The sequence below is a fragment of the Flavisolibacter ginsengiterrae DSM 18136 genome (genome assembly GCF_059568575.1).
Genome location: NZ_JCANTR010000008.1, coordinates 63070 through 84108, shown reverse-complemented (window position 1 = coordinate 84108; position 21039 = coordinate 63070). Strand labels below are relative to the sequence as shown.

At 39.8% G+C, this 21039-nt stretch carries 17 protein-coding genes and 1 riboswitch; of the genes, 4 read left to right on the top strand and 13 right to left on the bottom strand.

What is annotated here, in order from left to right; genetic code table 11:
• Positions 1-41: 41 nt before the first annotated feature.
• Positions 42-257 (top strand): hypervirulence associated TUDOR domain-containing protein, encoded by a 216-nt coding sequence (locus BP74_RS10160; protein WP_496373703.1) that lies wholly within the window; start codon positions 42-44, stop codon positions 255-257.
• Positions 258-281: 24 nt separating this feature from the next.
• On the opposite strand, the gene BP74_RS10155 is transcribed toward BP74_RS10160, so the two are convergent.
• The 9 genes from BP74_RS10155 to BP74_RS10115 form a co-directional block, all read right to left on the bottom strand.
• Complete coding sequence (locus BP74_RS10155) at positions 282-1397, bottom strand: sulfatase-like hydrolase/transferase (RefSeq protein WP_496373701.1); 1116 nt, start codon at positions 1395-1397, stop codon at positions 282-284.
• 122 nt (positions 1398-1519) lie between these two features.
• Entirely contained in the window at positions 1520-4504 is a 2985-nt protein-coding gene (locus BP74_RS10150; RefSeq protein WP_496373699.1) for a TonB-dependent receptor domain-containing protein, read from the bottom strand.
• Between the two features lie 222 nt (positions 4505-4726).
• Entirely contained in the window at positions 4727-6238 is a 1512-nt protein-coding gene (locus BP74_RS10145; RefSeq protein ID WP_496373697.1) for a TSUP family transporter, read from the bottom strand.
• 8 nt (positions 6239-6246) lie between these two features.
• Complete coding sequence (gene cysI, locus BP74_RS10140) at positions 6247-7920, bottom strand: assimilatory sulfite reductase (NADPH) hemoprotein subunit (protein WP_496373695.1); 1674 nt, start codon at positions 7918-7920, stop codon at positions 6247-6249.
• A 45-nt stretch (positions 7921-7965) separates the two neighbouring features.
• Positions 7966-9642, bottom strand: a complete 1677-nt coding sequence (locus BP74_RS10135) for a diflavin oxidoreductase (protein WP_496373693.1) — start codon at positions 9640-9642, stop codon at positions 7966-7968.
• A 9-nt stretch (positions 9643-9651) separates the two neighbouring features.
• A complete protein-coding gene (gene cobA, locus BP74_RS10130) occupies positions 9652-10488 on the bottom strand; it encodes a uroporphyrinogen-III C-methyltransferase (RefSeq protein ID WP_496373691.1) in 837 nt (278 codons plus the stop codon).
• Positions 10489-10530: 42 nt separating this feature from the next.
• The gene (locus tag BP74_RS10125) at positions 10531-11769 is read right to left on the bottom strand and encodes a sulfate adenylyltransferase subunit 1 (RefSeq protein ID WP_496373689.1); all 1239 of its coding nucleotides are present in this window, start codon (positions 11767-11769) and stop codon (positions 10531-10533) included.
• Between the two features lie 35 nt (positions 11770-11804).
• Complete coding sequence (cysD, locus tag BP74_RS10120; RefSeq protein ID WP_496373687.1) at positions 11805-12710, bottom strand: sulfate adenylyltransferase subunit CysD; 906 nt, start codon at positions 12708-12710, stop codon at positions 11805-11807.
• A gap of 8 nt (positions 12711-12718) precedes the next feature.
• Complete coding sequence (locus tag BP74_RS10115) at positions 12719-13441, bottom strand: phosphoadenylyl-sulfate reductase (protein ID WP_496373685.1); 723 nt, start codon at positions 13439-13441, stop codon at positions 12719-12721.
• A 49-nt stretch (positions 13442-13490) separates the two neighbouring features.
• Here BP74_RS10115 and BP74_RS10110 point away from each other — a divergent pair, with 49 nt between their 5' ends.
• Positions 13491-13670 carry a hypothetical protein gene (locus tag BP74_RS10110; RefSeq protein ID WP_496373683.1) on the top strand — a complete coding sequence of 60 codons (180 nt, stop codon included), beginning with the start codon at positions 13491-13493 and terminating at the stop codon, positions 13668-13670.
• Between the two features lie 78 nt (positions 13671-13748).
• A riboswitch (SAM riboswitch) is annotated at positions 13749-13865 on the bottom strand.
• Positions 13866-13991: 126 nt separating this feature from the next.
• Here BP74_RS10110 and BP74_RS10105 read toward each other — a convergent pair.
• From BP74_RS10105 to BP74_RS10095, 3 genes are read right to left on the bottom strand one after another with little or no spacing between them, the layout of a single operon-like run.
• Entirely contained in the window at positions 13992-14264 is a 273-nt protein-coding gene (locus BP74_RS10105; protein WP_496373681.1) for a hypothetical protein, read from the bottom strand.
• A 3-nt stretch (positions 14265-14267) separates the two neighbouring features.
• Entirely contained in the window at positions 14268-15530 is a 1263-nt protein-coding gene (locus BP74_RS10100) for a PKD domain-containing protein (protein WP_496373679.1), read from the bottom strand.
• Positions 15508-17475, bottom strand: coding sequence for a PKD domain-containing protein (locus BP74_RS10095; RefSeq protein ID WP_496373677.1), 1968 nt, complete (start codon positions 17473-17475; stop codon positions 15508-15510). Before BP74_RS10095 ends, BP74_RS10100 begins: the two co-directional genes overlap by 23 nt.
• Before the next feature lie 216 nt (positions 17476-17691).
• On the opposite strand from BP74_RS10095, the gene BP74_RS10090 reads away from it, so the two are divergent.
• Both BP74_RS10090 and BP74_RS10085 read left to right on the top strand, forming a co-directional pair.
• Positions 17692-19770 (top strand): protein kinase family protein, encoded by a 2079-nt coding sequence (locus BP74_RS10090; RefSeq protein ID WP_496373675.1) that lies wholly within the window; start codon positions 17692-17694, stop codon positions 19768-19770.
• Between the two features lie 187 nt (positions 19771-19957).
• Complete coding sequence (locus BP74_RS10085) at positions 19958-20473, top strand: metallophosphoesterase family protein (RefSeq protein ID WP_496373673.1); 516 nt, start codon at positions 19958-19960, stop codon at positions 20471-20473.
• A gap of 59 nt (positions 20474-20532) precedes the next feature.
• Here the strand turns inward: BP74_RS10085 and BP74_RS10080 are convergent, their stop codons facing one another.
• Complete coding sequence (locus BP74_RS10080) at positions 20533-21006, bottom strand: hypothetical protein (RefSeq protein WP_496373671.1); 474 nt, start codon at positions 21004-21006, stop codon at positions 20533-20535.
• Positions 21007-21039: the final 33 nt, after the last annotated feature.

Genomic DNA, 21039 nt, shown 5'->3' with positions numbered 1-21039 from the left:
GTACCATAGTTGAACCGAAAACATACTTCACCTATTATAATATGCCTGAGAAATTTAAAGTTGGTGACCATGTAAGCTGGAACTCTGAAGCCGGTCATGTTTCAGGGACGATCGTTAAGATACATTATGAAGACTTTGATTACAAGGGATATACCCACCATGCATCGAAAGAAGAGCCGCAATATGAGATAAAGAGTGATAAATCAGATCATATTGCAGCACATAAAGGCTCTGCACTTACTAAATTGAAGAAATAGTTTTTCCAATTTTTTTGGTGAATTTTATTTTCCCCTGATAGGAACAATAGCTGGTGCAATGGGATGTTCTGCCCTGAATGCATAGCCCAATAGATTGGAAATGGTCTGTGCAAATTGTTGCTGGTACCATTGACCATCGTTTTTTATTTCTCCACCGGGTATAATACCTGGACCCATTACTGCAAACCATATTTCATTAGCACCTGGCACATCGCTCCCATGATCCCTCCATTGGTCTTTTATAATATCTCCCCGCCCGTGATCAGTAGTAATAAACAAAGAAGTTTTATTGCGATAGTGTGGATCTGATTGCACCTTTTCCCAAAGTTCCCTGATCCATGCGTCTACCTGGTGCGCTGCATCCAGGTAAGAACGGTATTTACCTGAATGCGCCCATTCATCAGTTTCACCGTAAGCTATATACAAAACCCTGGGCTTATTATTATTCAGTTCTTCCAGGGCGGCATAATGCGTGAATACATCAAGGCATTCACCCCTGCCCCATGGCTTGTAAGAATCACTCCTCATTTTATTTATCAATTGCTGGTTGGCATTTGGAAACTTCCCCCCTACAAGGTCAAAAGCAGATATAACGGGCATGCCACTTCGTTTCTCATTTAAAATGCGGTCGAAAGCATTCCATGCACCAAATACCGAAACTTTTCCTTTAAATCGAGGTTGTTTGTTTAAATATTCCAGCACATTTGTATTTGGGTTAGGAGGATATTCATTGGAATTAATTGCTGTATCAGCAAAGCCTGTCAAAATTTCACTGTAGCCCGGGTAACTGAACCAATAAAGATTGGCTGTGTTCACCTTGTTTCCGTAATTGCGGTTACCATACAGTTGTCCATTTGTTGCTACTACGGACCATAAAAAAGGCATTAGTTTCTTTCTCCGCTCCTCACTATTGGTATTCCAATAGGCCTGGTACAAATAAGAACTATCACTTTCGTTGTATTTATTATTATTGGCAATTACCGTATCCATACCCCCAAATACTTCCTGCCATCTAAATCCATCCGTTGTAACTATAATAATGTTTTGGGAAATAGGTTGAGCAGGAATAGTGACTGTCTTATGCTGGGCCTGGGCTACAATCACCATGAGCAAAAACCCGAAAAAAAGAATCTTCTTCATAATGGTAGTTAAAAGAAAATAAAAGCCTCCGTTATATTGAAAGTCAATTATAGCTTCATCTTTTATTTCAACTAAGATAATGAAGAAGTATTCTTATTACTGATTAATTACCGCTTTCCATTTCAATGATTAAATAATCCTTCCATTGTTGCTGCTACATAGTAAATCGCTCCTATAGTTGGCCCTCCTGCATATTCAATATGGCGCTTGTTTAAAATATTAGCACCTCCTATCTTCAACTGGGATTTAATCTTTGGCAAACGAAAACTAACCTGTGCATCAATCGTTTGAAATGCAGGGATGTTACCATTTACAAGAGGGCTTTCCCAAACATAACTATCCTGCCATTTCCAGGCAATGGCAAAGCCAATATTATTAAGTATCTCCCTGTTGCTGAAAGCAATATTGGTTGACCATACCGGTGTATTAAATCCTGTGACAAAAATATCTTTTGCATCCAGCTCCCTAATATTATTATAATTGACGTTTCCAGAAAAACTATAACGCCTGTAAAAATTATAGAGAAAGCCCAAAGCTGCGCCATAGTTCCTGTAGGTATTTTTTGAATTTGTATAAACCCGGTAGCGATCCTGTCCCTGGCTTGCTGCCGTAGTAGAGGTAGCGGTGGTTGCATCCCTGTTCCGGTCCAGCATGGCAAGCACTGCTTCGTCAGTTCCTACCTTCTCATTTTTTGGCACAAATACCTGCACTTGCCCTAAAAATCCATCATACTGATTACTATAGGCGTCGACATCAATGATTAGTTTATTATCCAATAAAACTGCCTTATACCCTACTTCCAGGGAATTGATCTTTTCGGGCCTGGCCCTGGGAAGGTTAGCCACCACTAATAAATTACGGTTGGCAAGAGCCGCCGAATCACTATTACCTTGCGCACTCACTGCTGCATTAAAATTAATAACTGATGCTTGTGTATAACTGTTCTCCAGGTATCCCAATCCCTCATTAATGTAGGAAAGACTACCAACCCTTTTGACCCTCCCATTGTTCACATAGGATAATGCCTCAAATAAAGCCGGGAATCGATAACCCTGCTGGAACGTCAAACGAAAATTATGCTTATCATGAAAGGTGTATACAGCTGCTACCCTTGGAGTAAATTTGGGATTAAATTCAGGATTATAATCGTAGCGTAAAGAAGCAAAAAGTTTTAATTTGGAATGAAACAGGTTTTTGGTCAACTGGGAAAAAGCACCATACTTTTTATAATATACATTATTTCCAAAACTGCCATCCTTCAATGGAAGATTTCTTTCTGGTATTGGCCTTGAGAAATCAACGAAATTATTCCCATCTGGTATGATCTCATATATACGGGCATCTGCTCCAACCAGGATATCAACAATCTTAATCTTCCCGGACAGATCGTACTGAGCTTCGCCATGGTATAACCTGCTTTTTTGAACAAGGGCAGCACCACCGGTCTCCGGCGCATCAGGTATAGAAGCGGAACGAATATCCCAATTATTAATAGAGATGATCTGATTCTTCAGCGCTTCAAATGCAGCGGTTCCAGGCACTACACGGCCGGCATCTGCAATGCTGCGGGCGTAATTTGCAGCCGCCGCCAGATTGGATGAAGATAATGCGCCACCATTAGCGCTGCCATATGCTAATAATGCATTCTTATACTTGGTTGCCCAGGCAGAATTAGAGCCTCCACTGTAAAGATCCAGGTTATCTGCAAGTGGTTTGACATTATAGGAATCACCCGTATTCTCCAATGAGATATAAGTTTTTACCAGGAATTTATTTCCTTTCAATTCCAGGGCATGGTTTTGGACAATCACATTGTCCAGTTGAATTTTATTCCCTCGCTGAAATACGCCATCCATCTTGCCTGCTCTATAGGTATAGGACAGTTCTGCTTTTTCTGAAAAGCGGTAATGCAGCGATGCATCCAATTTGAGATTATCCACCTGGGGTTTTACCAGGTCCGTTTCCCAATAACCTGTTCGCGCTATACGTAATGTTTGATTGGCCTTGCCATTAATGGTAAGGCCACTTAGTGATACCAGGTTACTTCCCGCCAATGCATCATCGCCATATTTGTTCCAGCCATCAAATGCTGTATTATTAATCCCGTTCAATTCCGGGTAGGCCGGATTTGATGTTTTCAAATTATTGGGATTTTGATCAGCCCTTGTATTTGACCGCCAGTCAATTCCCTGCATATAGCTAAAGTTCACTTTAAGCGCGAAATGATTGTTATATGCCCTGGCAAAACGAATGGCAGATTCTGTAAGCATGGCTGGTGCATGATCGGTTCCATCAACATGGTTGATCCCTGTTTTATGATAAATACTTAAGCCCTGGAAATCAAACGGATTTTTTGTTATCAGGTTAGCCATTCCATTTATAGCATTCATTCCATATAATGCTGATGCCGCTCCTGGAGTGATCTCTACACTTTGAATATCAAGTTCAGAGGGCCCTATGGCATTGCCAAGCGGAACACCCAGGGTAGCAGCCTGCATATCAATGCCGTCAACCATTTGCATGAAACGGAAATTATTGGATGTATTGAATCCTCTTGTATTGGGCACTTTGAGGGTTAGGCTGGCTGTGATCATCTGCACGCCTTTGACTTTTTCAAGGGCATCATAAAAACCCGGTGATGGAGTTTCCTTAATGGCCCTTATGTCCAGTTTTTCTATAGCAACAGGAGAACGAAGGATATTTTCAGGTACACGGGATGCGGATACGACAACCTCACTTCCTAAAACGACCCTGGTAGATAAAGCAACCTTTAATTGAGAACTAATACTTGTCACCTCAACTTCATCAGGCGCAAAACCAACCGAGCTAAATAAAAGTGTAAAGGGAAGTTTTTGCCTGGTTCTTAAAACAAATGCACCGTTGTTATTGGTGAGTGTTCCTACTACAGTGCCTTTGATATTTACTGCAACACCGGCTAAAGGGTCGTGGTTTTCCCGGCCTGTAACCAGCCCGGAAATTTCAATGGTTTCCTGTGCAGATAATAGAATAGAAATTACTAAGGACCAGGATAACAAGAAGGCTTTTTTATTTTGTCCTGACTTAATAAATGTATGAAGTATGTATGATGTATAATTTATGGAATGCATTGTTAGTTGATTATGGATCGTGTGATTAAAATGCCAGGCAGGCAAACAGGGTTTTACCGGCCGGCGATATCTGCTGGTGATCTTTTAAATTAAGATCTGAAGGGAAGAGAACTAAACGACACAACATCGAATAAGAGAAACGCTTGTATGTTGAGTCATTAGAATGTGACAATCTAAAAAATAGTAGATCCTGGCTGTTATATAAGGCTGTTTCATATTTTCTTACAAAACTTTGATTAGTATGCGCACACTCCAGAGCACTACTATAACACCCAATAAAATAAAGGAAGCCTTTTTGGGCAATTTGCCTGAAAGCCTGGCTGCAATCGGAGCAGCAATGAGGCCTCCAATGACTAAGGCAAGTATAACCTGCCAATGTTGAACACCTATCAGGGTAAAAAAGGTAAACGCACTTGCCAGGGTCACAAAGAACTCGGTAAGACTAACAGATCCTACCACAAAGCGTGGTGTTCTACCTTTAGTTATCAGTGTAGCAGAAACAATAGGCCCCCAGCCCCCACCTCCGAATGAATCCAGAAAACCTCCAACACCCGCCAACCATCCATAATGTTTAAATTTCTTTTTTACATTGGTTTTTTTAAAGGCATTGATAAAAATCTTTATTCCCAGGAACAAGGTATATACTGCCATGGCCGGCCTTAAATAGGATATGTGTGACTCGCCCAATTTAACCAACAACACCGCCCCGAGCACCGCACCGAGAATACCTGGTATAAGCAATGCCTTGAACATCTTTTTATTTACATTTCCAAACTTGTAATGGCTGTACCCGGAAGCACCACTGGCAAACATTTCAGCTGTATGAATGCTTCCACTAATAGCTGCGGGACTTACGTTTGCTGACATCAGTACAATAGCACTTGTAACTCCATATCCCATACTGGTGGCTCCATCAACCATTTGGGCAAGAAAACCTGCAAGGATCATCCATAAAAAATTTCGGTCCAGGGTTTTGGTCCAATCAATTGCCGTTATCGCAAATTCTTTTAATGGTATATAAGAAAATATAAAATGTCCCAGCAGCATTAATGCAAAAGCTGTGATACTGATAGTGGCAATTCTTTTCCATTGTTTTTCTTTTTCGGCGTTATCCTTTTCCACAAGTCCCTTCGTAAGTTCATCCAGCTTTTTGACCCTGGTGGCAAAACTTCCATTCAGCCTGTTACGTATAATATGCAGATTGTCAGTTGCATTATTTATTTCTGCAGGTATAGCAGCATTTAATACTTCTTTCAACCTTTTGGCCATAGTAGGAGATTTGCCATTAGTGGAAATGGCAATTTTTACAGAACCCTTCTGGACGATCGATCCGAGATAAAAATCACAAAGACCTGGAGTATCGGCAACATTTACCAATAAGTTTCTCTCTTTTGCTAATAAACGGATCTCCTGGCTTACATTCTTATCATTTACAGCTATAACAACAATATCTATCAACAACAGATCCGTTGGTTCAAAATCTCTTTCAATAATAGTTACATAAGGAGCACTGGTTGAGAAATGCCTCACTTCTTCAGACACCCTACCAGCCACTACAGTGATGTGGGTATTGGGTGCATTTTGAAGCATCGCTTTTAGTTTTTCCAATCCTACATTTCCCGCCCCTACCAGCAACACGTGCAAATTTTCCAACTTGAGAAAAACAGGGAACAGGCGATTGATGCCTTCTTCAACCTGGCCTAATTCTTCCTTATGTAAAACTTCTGATTCCATAAATTTTTTTATCGCTGTTCAGAATATTTCCTCCTGGCAAAATCGCCCAGAGTCTCACCATTTAACCTGCTCAAACTGTAATCAGAAAATACTTCATCTAAAGTTGTAAGTATCTCTTGCTCATCCAAATTGTCTTTGAATTTTTGGTTCAATCTTTCTCCCAACCTGTCACCTCCGAGGTAGAGATTATAGCGCCCGTATGCTGTTCCAATAAAACCTATTTCTGCTAAAGGAGATCGGCCGCATCCATTGGGGCAACCAGTCATTCGTAAACTTATTTCTTCTGACTCCAGGTGATATTTTGAAAGTAAGGGTTCTATTTTACTAATGAGTTCAGGTAAATATCGCTGTGCTTCTGCCAATGCAAGAGGACATGTATTAAAAGCCACACAGGCAATGGCATTTTTTCTTAAGAAACTGGAATTATTGGTATGGCCAATAATCCCAAATTGATCTAATATTTCTTCGATTTGATCTTTATGGCTTTCATCAATATCACTTAGGATCAGGTTCTGATTGGGTGTAAAACGAAATTGGGCAAAGCCTGTTTCTGCAACTTTTAATAATGCAGTTTTTAATAATACCTGCTCATCATCCACTACCCTGCCATTCTCAACAAAAATGGTATAATGCCATTTCCCTTCACTATTTTGCTTCCAGCCATAATAATCTTTTCTTTCAGTAAACTGGTAAGGCCTTGCTTCTTCTAAGGGAAATCCACATCTTAGTTCCAATTCTGCTTTAAAGGAATTTACGCCCATGTTATCTATTGTATATTTCAACCGTGCCTGTTTGCGATCACTGCGGTTACCATAGTCTCTTTGTATGGTTAGCACTTCATATACAGCCTTCATCAACTTATCATCTGCAGGTACAAAGCCTATTACTGTAGCTAATCTTGGATAGGTAGAAGGATTGCCATGCGTGGAACTTAAACCTCCGCCTATTGCAAGGTTAAAACCAAGCAGGGTTTCATTTTCAATGATTGCAATCAGCCCCAGGTCATTACCAAATACATCTACATCATTATTAGGTGGAATGGCTATGGCTATCTTGAATTTTCGCGGTAAATAATGATCCTGGTACAATGGATCTATTTCCTCCTTTTTATCTGCCAGCACTTCTTCATCAAGCCATATCTCGTAAAAGGCTCTTGTTTTTGGAAGCAGGACTTCACTTAATTTCCCTGCGTAATCATGTATTTGCTTATGTAATGGAGATTGGGAAGGATGACTGCTGCAAATAACATTGCGGTTCACATCACCGCAGGCTGCAATTGAATCCAATGCCACAGCATTAAAATCCTTTAAGGTTGGTTTTATATCACGCTTTAATATGCCATGTAATTGTATAGTTTGCCTTGTGGTGATCTTTATGACACCAGTAGAGTAATGACCTGCAATGTGATGGGCAGCGATCCATTGTTGCGGAGTGATCAATCCACCAGGGATACGCAGCCGGATCATAAACGAATAGAGCTTATCCAGCTTTTTCATTGCTCGTTCTTCCCTTAGATCACGGTCATCCTGTTCGTACATGCCATGAAACTTAATCAAAGCATGATCCTGTTCCCGGACAGCTCCGGTCAACTCATCCTGTAAGCTCTCTTTCAGTGTGCCTCTCAACCCATCGCTTGACTTCTTGATCTTTTCAACCACCGATAAATTCTTTTGTTCTGCCATTGTTATTTCTTTTTCCAGGAATATTCCTGTGTGATGAACTATTATTTAATAGACATCCTTTAATAAGCGGCCGTTCTCTTTCATTTCAAACAGGTAATTCATAGCCTGTGTTTCATCCAGATGTTTGTATTCAGTTATGATCTGCAACAGGGTATTTTCAACATCAACACTCATTGGATCCTTGGTACCACATATATACACATAGGCACCCCCTTCCATCCACTCAAACAATTCACCGGCATGCTGTAACAGCTTATGCTGCACATATAACTTTTGATCCTGGTCCCGGCTAAACGCTACATTCATCCTGGTTAAAGCTCCTACCTGTAACCAGTTTTGCCATTCAGCCTGGTAAAGGAAATCAGTTGTAAAATGTTGATCACCGAAAAACAACCAACTCCTGCCTTCAGCGCCTTCTGCATCCCGTTGGGCTACAAAAGATCTAAAAGGGGCTATTCCAGTTCCCGGCCCGATCATGATAATATCTTTATCCCGGGAAGGCATTTTGAACAACTGGTTTTTATGAATGTAAAAATCAAAATCATCTCCCTCCTTTAGTTGAGACAGGAAAGAGGAACACAAACCATTTCTTTTCTGTTCATTAATCAGAAATGTGTTTTTGGCTACCGTAAGGTGCACTTCATCCTGGTGTGCCAATGGCGAAGAAGCAATCGAATACAACCTCGGCGTGATTGAATCCATGGCCTCGACAATTGGCAGGAATTGAGAAGGTTGACTTATCGGATAGATCCTTAAAAGATCAAGCAGGTCCATCCTGGTAAGCGGTATATCCTGTTGTACGATTTCACTATATTTTTTAACCACTCTTTCAGAAAGATGAACCACAGATAACCTGGATCTCAAAAGCTCCCCAAGTGGTGTTTCTGTATTCTTATAACTTACCGGTTTGTTTTCATCTGCACCAGTCAGGTTAATAATTTTGTCTACTACATTTTTGGAGTTCATTGGAATCAACCCAAGTGCATCTCCAGGTTCATAATGGACTCCATTGGCAGCAATTTCAATGTGATAGGTTTCTTTAGATGAACCTGAACCATTAAGGTTGATAGAAGCCAATACTTTGCCTTTATAATGCTGCTTGGTTTTAGTGTTTGATGGCTGAACCACCCGGGGCGCGGCCGGAGATGATGTGGTGAATGAATCCAGTAAACTCGTGATCCAGTTTTCAGCCTCCACTTCATAATCAGTATCAAGCTTGTGAAGGGGCATAACACGGATGGCACCTAACCTTTGAAATTGGGCATCTACATCTTCACCCGCTTTACAAAACAAAGGATAGGCTGTATCTCCCAAAGCCAGCACACCATAGCGCACACTGGACAAAGAAATATTTTCCTGGTGCAGGTGGTCATAAAACTTTTTAGCAGTAGCAGGTGGTTCTCCTTCACCTTGTGTACTAATGATGGTAAAAAACCACTCCTCTTTAGAAAGATCAGAAAGACGATATTGATCCAACGAAACCAGTTTGGATTGAATCCCGTTTTTCTTGGCTCGTGCTGCAAAACTGGTAGCCAGCTTTTTCGAGTTGCCGGTTTCTGTACCATAAGCAATGGTTATTTTACGCACATTTGCTGCAACAGTTTCCTGTTTTCTATCCAGGGAAGCCACACCTGATAAATAACCATTAAGCCAGATGATCTCCTCCTTCGAAAGATCTGCAACTAAATCCTGGACTATTTTCATTTTTGGATCTGGTAACATCATGTTTATTTATGCAGTTAAACCAAAAGATTCCCGTGATACCCTTGTGCGTTCATGCTCAGCATCGAAATACTTACCGTTTGTCCTTGCTCCTTTGAACCAATCAAACTGTTGGTGTAAGGACACTACTTTTCCAATTATGACCAGGCTGGGAGATAAAAAATGCTTGTGCCCCCATTTCTCTTCAAATTCATACAATGAACCCACATATGTTTTTTGGAAAGGAGTTGTGGCCTGCTCGATCACCGCCAACAACCTGGCTGGATCTATAGCATGCTGTACCAGATTGCTGATGACATCCGGCAATGTTTCCGAAGACATATAAAAAACCAGGGTATCCTCAGTTCGTGCCAGGTCCTTCCAATATTCTTCCGAAACGACATCCGAACGATACGCAGTTAAGAAACGGACTGCCGTTGCATAATTCCTTGCAGTAAGGGGGATACCCGCATAAGCAGCCGCACCAAGAGCCGCAGTAATTCCTGGAACAATCTCAAATGGAATGGAATATTTATGAAGAATTTCCAGTTCATCCAGTATGTTGGAAAACACGGATACATCTCCACCTTTTAACCGAACCACATTTTTGCCTTCACTTGAATATAATACCATCAATTCGTTAATAGTTGCCTGTGGAGTAGATTCACCTTTGCGACATTGCTTACCAACATAAATAACTTCAGCACTTGAAGATGTGTACCGCTCTATGATTTCCGCACTTACCAACCTATCTGTCAATATAACATCCGCCTGCTGAAGAAGGCGCATTCCTTTAACAGTGATTAGATCAGGATCGCCACACCCTGCACCTATCAGGTATACTTTTCCATAATTTATGTTATTCATTGCCGCATCATTGGAGGATAAAATGAATTCTTGTTTTATTGTTTACTGTATCAGGCAAGCCCCAACAGTCATATTACTTGTCTGGTCAATAAGTATAGCAGAACCATTAACCGGAAGATCAATGTAGCGGTCAAAAGCCAGAGGTTCTGCTGTTTTAATTGTAGCCCTCACTATATCGTTCAATTTCACGGAGCCGGGAAATGGTTCACGGGAAAGGGTATTCACATCAAGCTTATAGTCAATTCCTTTAACCAGGGCTTTTACCCTGCGACTGCCATGTTGAAGTATATACCTGTTGCCAGTAGTTAATTCAGTATTGTCCATCCAGCACATCAGCACCTGGAATTCGTTCTCTATCCGGGGTAATTGATTGGATTTTACTATAACGTCACCACGGCTTATATCAATATCATCAGCCAGGTGGAGAATAATACTTTGACCAGCGAAAGCTGTTTCCACCTCTTTTTGATTCACCTCTATCTGGCTGATCCGGGAGGAAAAGCCGGATGGAAAGATCCTGACATCATCTCCTTTGCTGTAAGTGCCACTGGAAATTCTTCCTGCATATCCACGGTAATCGTGTAATTCATCGGCCTGGGGCCTGATTACATACTGTACTGCAAATCTTGATAGTGTTCTTTCATCTTTTGCCACTTCAATATTTTCAAGGTGGGAAAGAAGTGTATCACCCTTGAACCATGGAAGGTTTGATGAGGGCTCAATAATATTTTCCCCTTTGAGCGCACTAATGGGAATATAATACACATCATTCAACTCAAGTTCCCTGGCAACGTCCTGGTATTGAGAAACAATATTGGAGAAAACCGCCTTATCATAACCCACCATATCCATTTTATTGATAGCCACTATAACATGTGGTATTTTTAAAAGGGAAGCAATAATGGAATGTCTTCGTGTTTGTTCAATCACTCCGTTCCTTGCATCTATTAGTATAATAATGCAATCAGAATTTGATGCGCCTGTGATCATGTTCCTGGTATACTGAATATGGCCTGGTGCATCTGCAATAATGAACTTACGAACCGGGGTAGAAAAGTATTTATAGGCAACATCGATGGTAATTCCCTGTTCTCTCTCAGCTCTTAGTCCATCCGTCAACAGGGCAAGGTCAATATCAGCATGTTCATTGTGCCTGCTTTGTTTTTTTAATATTTCCAACTGGTCCGCCAGAATGCTTTTACTATCATACAGCAAACGACCAATAAGCGTACTTTTTCCATCATCAACACTACCAGCCGTGATAAATCGTAATAGATCCATTATAATATGGTTTTAACTTGCTTAATAAATTTCTATCAGAAGTATCCGTTTATTTTACGGTCTTCCATGGCCGCTTCTGATATTCTGTCATCAATTCGGGTCTCGCCGCGCTCACTAATTCTTGTAGCTGTGATCTCTGCTATGACTTCGTCCAATGTATTTGCCTGGCTTTCCACAGCAGCTGTACAGGTCATATCTCCAACTGTACGATACCTTACTCTCTTCGTGGTTATGATGTCAGATTCTTCCAGTTTTATGTATTCAGATGCAGCTATCAACTGTCCTTCATATTCCAGGATTTCTCTTTCGTGGGAGAAGTAAATTGCAGGCAGGTCAATGTTTTCCCTTTTTATATAATTCCAAACATCCAGTTCGGTCCAGTTACTGATAGGAAATACTCTAACATTTTCTCCTTTATTGATCTTACCATTATATATATTCCATAATTCCGGTCTTTGCTTGCGCGGTTCCCATCCTCCAAATTCATCACGCACTGAAAAGATCCTTTCCTTTGCCCTGGCCTTTTCTTCATCACGGCGTGCACCTCCAATACAGGCATCAAATTCAAATTCCTCTATGGTATCCAGAAGGGTAAATGTTTGCAGTGCATTACGACTTGCCAATTTTCCCGATTTTTCTTTCAATCCTTTTTTCTTAATAGTATCTGCAACCTTTCTAACAATAAGACGCTCGCCAAGTTTCTCCACCAGTTGATCACGGAAAGCTAAAGCTTCAGGAAAGTTGTGACCAGTATCAATATGCACTAATGGAAAAGGAAATGCACCCGGGCGGAAAGCTTTTAATGCCAGGTGAACAAGGGTTATGGAATCCTTGCCGCCCGAAAAAAGCAATGCGGGGCGATCAAATTGCCCGGCTACCTCTCTTAAAATATAGATAGCCTCAGATTCCAGTTGTTCGAGATAATCCAGTTGATAACTCATAGAAATATTTATTTACTTATCGTGTGAACGTGTAATCCACATTCCTTTTTATTTTCATCTTCCCACCACCATCTTCCGGCGCGAAAATCTTCTCCTGGTTTTATAGCCCTTGTACATGGAGCACAACCGATGCTTACATAACCCCGGTCATGCAATGCGTTGTATGGTATATTGTGTTCATCAATATAATTTCTAACCTGGTCTGTTGTCCAATCCAATAAAGGATTGTATTTAATGATCTGGTTTGTTTCATCCCATTCCAAAACTTCCAGGTCATTCCTATTTGCGGAATGCTGTGCTCTAAGGCCAGTGATCCATACGGCATTGCCTGCCAGTGCAGATTTAAGAGGTTGCACTTTACGGATAGCACAACAATTTTTTCTAAGCTCTACGGACTGGTAAAAAGCATTAGGACCATTGCTCGTAACAAACTGTTTCAGATCAGCTTCATTTGGATAATAGGCATGTATAAAAATGTCATACTGTTCAAGTGTCCTTGTCCATGTAGTATAGGTTTCAGGGAATAGGCGTCCTGTATCCAAAGTAAATATCTGAACAGGAGCCGATCGGCTAATAAGATCTGTAATTACCTGGTCCTCATAGCTAAAGCTGGTAGAAAAGACCAGTTTCCCAGGGAAAGCTTCATAAAGCTTTTTCAGGGTGTCCGTTACAGATAATTGTAAAACATCTTTTTTTAAAGACAGGAAACTGTCTTTTAATAAAACAGACATACTGTTAAGTATTAATTAGTGAACCAGTAAATAGTAAGCAATCGGGAAAATGCAGAGAAGGATATACTACTGCATACAACAGGAAGAAGCGCAGCAACAACAACAAGCATCCAAAATATTGGAAGATTTGCCTGTGTTCGTCATTGTAAATGTTGTTGCCTTTTTCATCTTTTTTAAATTAAACGTGATTGAATCCAATCACCCATCAAGACTTACCAGGAGCTTTTAATGCAGGGCAAAAAAAAGCACTCCTGATAAATCAGAAGTGCTTCATTATGTAACAGTCGTTAAAATAATAGTAGCATCTGACTTATCTCTCCCGTTCCCGGGATGGAAGTAGCACCTTTTTCACAAGTTCCTTAGAAATCGTGAGCGGTTGCTAAGGTATCATCGGGCCAATTCCCTACACCTTTCTTGATAAGTGACTAAAAGAACTGCTACAAATGTAGGCTTCGCATTGATATATTCAATAATAATTACCTGCTATTTTTTCAACCATGTTTCAATTTATATGCTCATAGCGTATAGAATATAGCTCTTTTGTAACTATTTAACCTTTCTTAAACCTTTTTACCTTGTTATTGGTTTTATCAAAATCATCTTTTGGAGTTGCTGGCAAAGCTGGTTGCCTGTCTGAAGTTTGCGAACGGGGACGGGTCGTTTTTTTTCTTGCTGTGGCAGGACTGCGCGAAACAGTGCTTGCAGGCATTTCTACTTTGATCCAATCACTTGATTTCTCTGCGGTTAGCATTACGTTTTCATCCTGGCAGAAAGCCACAGAGCTCCACAAGCAAAAGAAAAAGACTATGATTGATCTGGTCATTGCTTAAAAATTTAAATGAACACCAGCAATAAAATTGCGGCCATCAGAAGAAAGTATGGGTTGAACCGTCATTCCCCCTTCAACTTTCCATGCATTTTTATTTTTATTACCCTTTATAAAGGTATAAACTAGGTCAGCAACCAGAATACCGGCACTGACACCCGTAAGAATTAAAAAGTTGTTCCTTGAGTTTTTGGAATCAGACAAGTATTGAGTTGCCTCTGCCTGGTTGTAGCCTCTGACTCCAATAATATTTCCATCTGTATCTAATTGAAATTCACGATACTGAGCCAGTTGCAGGTATTTACTATACTCCCGGTTGGATTTTAGTTTATAATAAACCGCTCCACCTATTGAACCTGCATATAAGGCTGTTACAATAAATACCTTAGGATTTCTGTCATTTCCGTAATGATCGCCGCTTACAAAATAATGTCCTAAACCCGGCAATAATATATTAATCAGGGCATTTCCTGGTCCGCCCTTCAAAGCAGGCATCTCATATTTAACGGGCTGACGAACTACGGTGCTATCCTTTTTTTTTATAGTAGTTCCGGCATTACCTACCGGTGCAGGTGTTGCAGCAGCTTTCACCGAAATGGTGCACAGGTCAGTAGAACGTGTTCCCTTATCATCCGTAACTGCTAATTCAAAAGTATATATGCCAGGTTGGTAATTACCTGTTACGTACGTTTTATAGGAGGTTGGTGAAGATATATTAAGGTTATTGGGACCTGATAGCTGTCGCCACTGGATGGCGACAATCTTTCCATCCTCATCATAAGACCGGATGCCATCTAAAATAACCACCAGGTTCAATGGCAATTGAATGGAAATATTACCTCCGGCATTAGCTTTTGGTGGCACATTCACAGGTAGTGCGGGAGCTTCAATCCTGGGAACAGGTTTTTGATAATTCACTATGATCCGGGCCTGTAATTCATCACCGTTAATAACTGTACCACCAACAGGCTTCCAGGTATAACTATAGGTTTTCTCAGTTTGGATAGCCGCACTGTCTGCCAGGATTATTTTTGAGAATATTTCTTCAACTGCTTCTGCTCTTTTACGATAGATCTTTAATTGGATAGAACTATATTTCAAGCTATCATCATTCCTGTTTAATTTATACCTGACCCTGAACTGTGAGGCATTATCCTTTTCAATGCTAACGTTATTGACAATTTCCTGGGCCTCACTGGCTGAGAACCTGAAAAGGAATACCAGGCAAAGCAACCATGCTTTATTTAATTTGGATAGCCGCATCACCTGTTGTTTTTGAAAGTATAATATCATTATCTGTTGCTGACAACTTTAAAATATCCAGTGAAGAAGGATTGGTAAGGCCGGGGGTAATGGAATAGTTCTGAGTGACACCACCATTAAGTGGGATCTTTAACAAACGACCTACATGAATAGCCCAGATATTGCCGCTTCCATCCAAAACGAAATCTTTAGGCGAACCTGCCAGCAATCCACCTGTATTTGATGCATTGAAGTTTCCCAATACTGTTCCTGTATTATTTACCCTCATTATGCCTGAAACAGTGCTAAAAAATATTTCGCCGTTAGGTTGCACTTTAATATCAGTTGCGCCATTACTCATTCCATTTACAGCAACACTCTTAATATCAACACTATTTGTATTGGTATAATACAGTACATCTTTATTGCTTGCCAGTAACCAGATTCTTTCTGTAGAAGCATCATAAGCAAGCGAAGAAAAATTCGTGTTTCGCAGGTTGATCGGTTTATTATTTTTCCTGGCTTCCCTGTCTCCAATTGTCCAGAGATTTCCTGCCTTATCAACAGCCATTGATGTGATAGTAGTATTGCGGTCAAATCCTGTTTCATTAAAGAAAGAATTCCATGTTAAGGAGGACCTGTCCAGCTTTGCTATCTCTTTTTTACCATATACCCAAAGATCATTATTGACATCAACAAATAACCTGGTTTCATTATTAAAAGCCAGTGTTCCGGGAAGGCTTATGGCATTTGACCAATGACCTGCAGTATCTGTTCTATATAATTTACCGTTGGTACCAAGGAAATATATTTCCTGTGCTGAATATACTTCAACATCAGTAAAGCTGGTATTGGGGGCATTATTAATTTCCTTGTAGTCAGGAACATTCAAGGATGAAGTGAAACTATATTCGCCACATGCATTCTTTGCACCAATCGTTAGTGTATAAACACCTGGTTTACTATATATTTTTTTCCCTGGATTTTGTTCATTAGAGGTGGTGCCATCCCCAAAATCCCAGCTATAGCTTGTAGCATTGATCACAGGTTCACGTTTAAAATCAAATTCAAGATCGTCAGAGGTATAACTCCACTGATTATTTGGAACCACATTAACAGCATTGATCTTTACTTGTGTAGATAACCGGACAGTGTCACAGCCGTTTTTATTAACTACAGTTAGGGTCAATTTATAAGATCCGCTATTGGGATACGTATAACTAATATGAGATGAAGGGGAAAAAGTTTCAGGCAATACTGTCCCATTTCCAAAATCCCATTGATAGAAAGCTCCATTCTTCGATCCGGAAGCATCAATATCAATTGTAGAACAGCCAGATTGGGTAACTTTTTGAGATGGAACCGGTTTTTTACATACCGGAATGGTTGCAATAAAATAATTGACTCCACAGGCATTTGTAGCTTTTAATGTTACAGTGTATTTACCATCAAACAAATAGACCTTATTGATGCTGGTAGCTCCTGAAGTGTTTTTGGTACTATCTCCAAAATCCCAGACATAGGTTACAGGGGAGGAACTGGTAGTACTATTGGTAAATTGAACTGTAGAATCGTTTAAAAGCTTGTAAGAAAACTTTACATCAGCCAGGCACTTGCTTATCTTGATATCATCTGTCCAAAAAGCTTCACCACAGGCATTGGTGACTGTATACTTTACCCTGTAAATGTTATCAGCTGAATTTGCATTCTGTGTGGGATATTTATGAGCTGGCGGAATTTCCCCATCGAAACTGGTACCGTCACCAAAATCCCAGTGATGCGAAGAAATAGTGCCATTATAAGAAGAAATGGATGAAAAACTAACTTCAAGAGTGCTTGGGTTAACATTATAGGCTACAAAATCCACATAAGGAATAAAACAGGTCTCCTTTGGAGTATCTATAAATTTTTTACACCCTATAAAAAGAATGCAAAAGGTTAGGAAAATCAGGGTTCTAATCTTCATAACACTAGTTTTCAATAAGTTTCGTTTCCACAGGGTTCACATAATTAATGTTAAATTGCTTTATACACAGGCTGGCAACGGGAAGAATTCTCTGCATGTAAAGAATGGTGTTTAAAAAGTTTGGTATTATTCATGTACAGAAAAAATTATACCACTTTATGGCTATAATTTTTTACTTGTTACCATTAGAAAATCAGGATAAAAGAAACCCTTATCATGCCCTTACCATCAGTTGAGCAATATTCCCATGTTTTTGAAAGAAAAGACCCCACTACCCTTTCTACACTTTTTGATCATGAATTTAAGTATGCAGATAATGGATTTGGAAAAGAGTATTGCTTTAATGTTGGAACATCAGCTGCGGTTTTTAAAGCTGTAAAAGATGGTAAAACCTATGCGATACGATGTTTCCTTAGGGGGGAACTGGAAACTTTTAAAAGATATGAGCAGCTTTCAGCTTTTCTGGATGCTAAAAACCCGTCCTGGCGTGTAAATTTCGAATTTCTTGATAACGAGATACTCATTGACGGCCATTATTACCCCGTAGTTAAAATGGATTGGGACGAAGGCACACCCCTTCATCGGTTCATTGATAGATATATGACTGATAGCCAGGCACTTTATCTTCTTCAGCAAAAATTGGTAGATCTTTCCTCCGGGCTTGAAAAAGATGGAATAGGGCATGGCGATCTTAAATACAATAATATCCTTATCCATCCTTCTGCTACAGATTTCAACCTAAAGCTTATAGATTATGATTCTATGTTTATACCTGCTTTCAGGGGCAGAAAAAACCTGGAGACAGGAAGCCCGGGCTTCCAGCCTCTAAAAAGATTGTCTTCCCATTTCTTTGAATCTATAGATCGTTTTTCCATTTGGGTAATGCTTACCACCCTTGAAGCTGTTAAATCAGATGTTGCCATATGGGAAAACATTGAGCAAGGTGGGTTCAATAATGAACATTCACTTTTTACTGCATCTGATTTCTTTAATCCCTCAGCTTCCAAAACAATTCAGAAATTAAAAGGAATTAATGAAGACCTGCAGTTTTACCTGGATAAGCTAATACGTTTCAGCCAATTCAGTGATCTTAACACTATTGAAAAACCAAGGCTGTATAAAGATGCTTCTGGTATACCCGTTTCCCATCAAAAATGGACCATACCGCCAACCCCATTAACTAAGCAAGAACAAGAAAATGATGACTTATGGAAAAGGTTTGAATTTGAGATCAAGTCTATTCCATCAGGAAAGGATGTAATGGTTTATGGCATAAAAAAAGGCATTACCCCACTTAGGTTAAGCCTTCTCAGAAAAGATTTTGATCATGTTACGATCTATAATGGGTCGCAAAAAACGATTGTACCTATACAGGAAGGGAAAAAGATCTACGAGTTTGATTTTACGGTAAAAGAACCAGATATAGCTCCACCTATCGTGGAACAGGATGAGATACTGGAATTCAATGCAGATCGATACAATGTACGGGAAGGAGAATTGGCTACTATCAATTGGAAAGTCAGGGGCAACAGCAGGATTCATATATCTAACATGGGAGATGTTGCTGAAAAAACAGGTACAAAAAAGGTTGTTCTGAGAAATACAACGGATTATGTTTTAACCATCGGATCCAAAAACAGGTCCTTAACTATAAATGTTCAACCTGAACCTCAGCGAATTATTCCACAGGCCCCAATTGCTGTCCCCGAAATCAGTCAAACTGAACAATCTTATGTTATTCCTGAACCCACTTACAAATCCGCGAAAGGCAATCAGTTGAAGATTGGTGCAATAGTTTTCGTATTAGTCCTTGTTATTAGCTTTTTAATGTTCAATTATATTTCTTCTAATAAGAGCAATACACAAGTAGCAGCTGCGACCAGGACTGCAGTCACAGCACCAAAGCAATCAGTGACTAAAACAGTTTCCTTTACAAAAGACAAAGTAACCAGCTTACTGCAAAACCTTTATGATTCTTATAATAATAGAAACATACAATCTATTATGAAATTTTACGCTCCTGTCATCAATGAATATTATAGCTCCAATCAATTAAACAAAGATTCGCTCCAGGTCCTTATCAATGACCTTTTTATTAAACCGGCTTTTTATAAATGCGCACCAGATTTTTCAAGTATGACCATTCACCCCGGTGATCAAACATGCCAGGTTGAAATAACAATCAATGAAAAACTGAAAAAGACAAGAAGAAGCAGAACTGAAAATTACAACACAACTATAAAGTATACACTTGATCCCTCTTATAGTATTTTGGCTGAGAAAACGGCAAATTAAATATTAAGCGACAAACAACAATTCGCAGTATTCAAATAAATGTTATCTATTGACTACAACGAATATTCTAAAAATATAAAAAAGTGATCTCCATAAAATGGAGCGGATTAGAATCAATGATGACAGACCATTTCACATCAAAAGATTTTAATCAAAAAATGGAACTTCAGGCTTCAAAACTAAAAGATTGAAAAGAATAGTTTTACTTTCTGATACACATAATTATTTGGATGAGTCAGTTTTTATTCACGCTGACCAATGTGACGAAATTTGGCATGCCGGGGATTTTGGCACAATTGAAATAGCCAATAGGTTAATCGATTTTGGAAAGAAGCACGGAAAAAATATTATTTTAAGGGGTGTATATGGCAATATTGATGGTTATGATATACGGAGTATCTACCCGGAAAAATTATTATGGAATTGCGAGGACGTAAAAGTTTTTATGCAACATATTGGAGGATATCCCGGAAGGTATGCTCCTGGTGTAAAACAGGAGATCATAAGCAACAAAGCAAAGCTGTTCATATCTGGCCACTCGCATATTCTAAAAGTGATCTATGATGACAAAATTGATTGTCTGCATATGAACCCCGGCGCCGCGGGAAAGCAAGGGTGGCATAAAGTACGGACACTTCTGCGCTTTTCGATTGATGGTTCTGCTATTAGAGATTGCGAAGTGATCGAGTTGGGTGCCCGCTAACCATAACAATGAAAAGCCGGGAAGTTCCCGGCTTTTCATTGTTGCTTATTTTCAAGACATTAATACCATCCCCTGCCAGCACCAATTTCTCTGAATGGCCACGGAATAGAAGCCAGGATGATCAATAATGCCAAAAAGTAAAATATCAGTGTCCTTCGATGTTTTGCTTTATCGCTTATACGTTTTTTGCCCTGGGCTTTGCCGATATGCAGAAGTATAATTGCTATCAACATACCTACAAGGTGCTCAATAGCATAAAACCGGGTAACAGGATCCTTCATTGCATTACTCATTCCCCCTGCTGCCTCTATCATTTTATATCCACGCGTTCCAAAGTACCAAAGCACAATACCAATTACCAACATCAAATCTGCAGAGATTGTAAGCAAAAGACCAAGGCGGTTATCAGTTCTTATATAGGGACGATTGCCAGCAATAAGGCTATTGATAATTGCAAATAGAAGCAATAATAAAACTATCCAACGTCCTATGCTATGCACATGTAGTAAAACGTCATATAAACTGGTATCCATGCTGAATGATTTTGGTTGCGCCAAATCTACAAC